This is a genomic window from Vibrio sp. 10N.222.46.A1 (assembly GCF_041473595.1).
Taxonomy (GTDB): Bacteria; Pseudomonadota; Gammaproteobacteria; order Enterobacterales; family Vibrionaceae; genus Vibrio; species Vibrio tasmaniensis_A.
In genome coordinates this window covers 1-1,890 of record NZ_JBFRSN010001223.1, presented here as the reverse complement: position 1 = coordinate 1,890, position 1,890 = coordinate 1, and the positions used below count along the sequence as shown (strand labels likewise).

Below are 1,890 nucleotides of genomic sequence, written 5' to 3'. Positions count from 1 at the left end.
TGTTAGTAGCTTGCATGACAACTCGGTTGGTGAAGACAATACTTCAAAGTTACTAGAAAAATCACAACAACATGAAGACTGCGTAAAGTTCTTTCAACTCATTATGAAAATAGTCGATAAATCTTTATGGGAACTTAGTGATGATAAAGTAGCTCACCAAGCACATCTTAAGTTAGCCATCGAAGATCTTCGTGATACTACTTTTGAACCTGATTTAGATAAGTATCTATTGAACTTATCAAGTCTCAGACTAATCTTGGCGAATAGCAATGGTAATCAAACAGGAAAGAATGTTATACACTTTAAAAACTTAAATAGCGTAGGTAGTTTTATTCAATCTGATTGGTTGAAAGTTCAAGCGTTATATAACAAGTCCATATTGAAAGCGGACCAAGAAATGATAGATCAAGCTCTTGAAGAAGTTGCCAATAATTTAGGGGTGATTTTGTAACTCCTAGTTCCGTTAAGGTGTTAACAAAGTAAGCCCTTGTTATTTCAAGGGCATTATCCTAAAAGCTCACCGCCATATTCCCCACATCTAAGTTCAAGTCAGTTCCCTTTTCACTTTTCGCTTTCTCGATCGCGACTGGCTTATCTGACTTGATGGTCAATGACACTTCGGATTTACTTTTAATGGTTTGGTTACCCAGTGGGCTATATGCTGTATTTTGCTTGGTAGATTCGAATCCGCCAGCTTGATAAGCATGGGGCCCTTGTTCGGTTTGATTACCCAACGAACCATACGTTGCGTCCTGCATAACTGGCTCAACTCCACCTGCTTGATAAGCATAATAACCTTGTTCGGTTTGGGTTCGCTCCGTTCGGTTTTGGGTTTCATTGGTCGTAATGCCAAGCGTCGCGCTCTTGTCTTCAATACGGTTGAGTTTAGCGGCTAAGTTATCGACTTCTTGGCCAGCTTCATCAGTTTGAATTTTCCACCCATCGGGTATGAGTGCATCTGGTAGTTTGTTGATTAGGGCTTTGAATTTATCCCATAACCAGCCAATGCCGCCACCAATCCATTTAATGACTTTATCTAAACCAATGAACTTATCGATTAAATAAGTAATCGCGATTACCGCAGCAGCAACCGCGGCCACCATGAGCCCTATTGGGTTTGCCAGAACAGCCGCATTTAAAGCAATCAACGCCACTTTTAGAATGGCGACCGTCGCCAAAATCCCTTTGAAGTTTTGCGCTAACCAAATAAGCCCTTTACCTAGCAGTTCAAAGCCTTGATAAAGACCATCTACGGTTTGGATAAGCTTTTCAATAAAGTCGGTTCGCCAGGCCGCGTTCTTAAATTTCTCAGAAAACTGGGTGAATGCTTTGGTCGCTTTTTCCATGATGGGTGCAAGTGCTGCAAACTTCATAGAGCGGACGCTTTCTTCGATTTTTTGCAGAGCATCATTGTAGGCTTCCGCTTTCGCCGCATCTTCTGCAGTCGCACCGCCACCCAATGCATTGAGTTCTTTTCTTGCTGCCGTTAGCCCTTCAGTGCCTTCACGCAACATGATCAGCATTTTGCGACCGTCTTGTCCAAAGGCCGCATCGGCAAAGGCCATTTGCTCTTGAGGCGTTTCAAGCTGAGAGAACTCTTCAAGGAGCATCTCATAAGCCTGCTTGGTGTCTTGCGCTCCCTGTAAGTCTTTATGCAGCGCGTTCTCACTTTTCTTTAGGTAAGAGCCTAACGCACCTGAACCCGTTTTTTGCAGCACGCCAAGTCGTTTGGTAAAGCGAAGCATTGAGTTAGACAATGCGTCAGAGCTTACCCCTGCATGTTCAGCCTGGGACTGCATGGCTTGAAGTTCTTCAATAGGTAATTTTAGGGTCGCCGATGTCTTTGCCAGGTTGTCCATTTCACCTGCAGCACCATTCACTTGCGTCACT

General features: G+C 43.5%; 2 protein-coding genes. One reads left to right on the top strand and one right to left on the bottom strand.

The window, feature by feature from the left end; all coding sequences use genetic code 11:
• Positions 1-451 (top strand): hypothetical protein (locus AB4496_RS25420; RefSeq protein ID WP_372132607.1); only part of this gene is annotated, 451 nt, incomplete at its 5' end.
• Positions 452-509: 58 nt separating this feature from the next.
• Here the strand turns inward: AB4496_RS25420 and AB4496_RS25415 are convergent.
• Positions 510-1,890 (bottom strand): hypothetical protein (locus AB4496_RS25415; RefSeq protein WP_372132605.1); only part of this gene is annotated, 1,381 nt, incomplete at its 5' end.